This window comes from Acetomicrobium sp. S15 = DSM 107314 (assembly GCF_016125955.1).
Classification (GTDB): domain Bacteria; phylum Synergistota; class Synergistia; order Synergistales; family Thermosynergistaceae; genus Thermosynergistes; species Thermosynergistes pyruvativorans.
On record NZ_JADEVE010000240.1, the window covers coordinates 1 to 473 of the forward strand.

The window sequence follows — 473 nt, forward strand, 5'->3', positions numbered from 1 at the left end:
TCTATCCATCGCCGCAATCGTTTTGTTTTAAATTCTCCACAAGCTCTATTATTTGATCTACCACCTCATCTACAGAAAGGCCGGTGGTGTCGATTACGCAAGCATCTCGGGCAGCCCTGAGAGGCGAGAGGGAACGACCGGAATCGATCTCTTGCTGTTTCACCCAACGTTTGAGCGATTTCACAGAGACACCCAGATCTCGAGATATCTGGAGTATAGGCGTTCCACTCTCTTTCCCCCCCTCTCAAATTTGTGTGCTCATTTACATTGTTATCCTAAGGCATTGAACTACAAGTGTCAATTGTTCAATTTGCTCCAAAATTTATCAGGTTCATTTTGAGACATCCCTAATGCTTGCCTTGAAGCCGAACTTGGTCGACTTGGATTTATTGCCTCCGGCGCAGAAAAACATTCCTGCTGAAGGGGCGACAGGGGTTTACCTGCAGCGGCCTGGGCATTCGGTCGGGACAGAT

At 47.8% G+C, this 473-nt stretch carries 1 protein-coding gene; it reads right to left on the reverse strand.

The genetic code is table 11. The features are described 5' to 3' along the window. Position 1: 1 nt before the first annotated feature. On the reverse strand, positions 2-184 hold the full coding sequence (locus tag EZM41_RS06715) for a (d)CMP kinase (RefSeq protein WP_198470355.1): 183 nt from the start codon (positions 182-184) through the stop codon (positions 2-4). Positions 185-473: the final 289 nt, after the last annotated feature.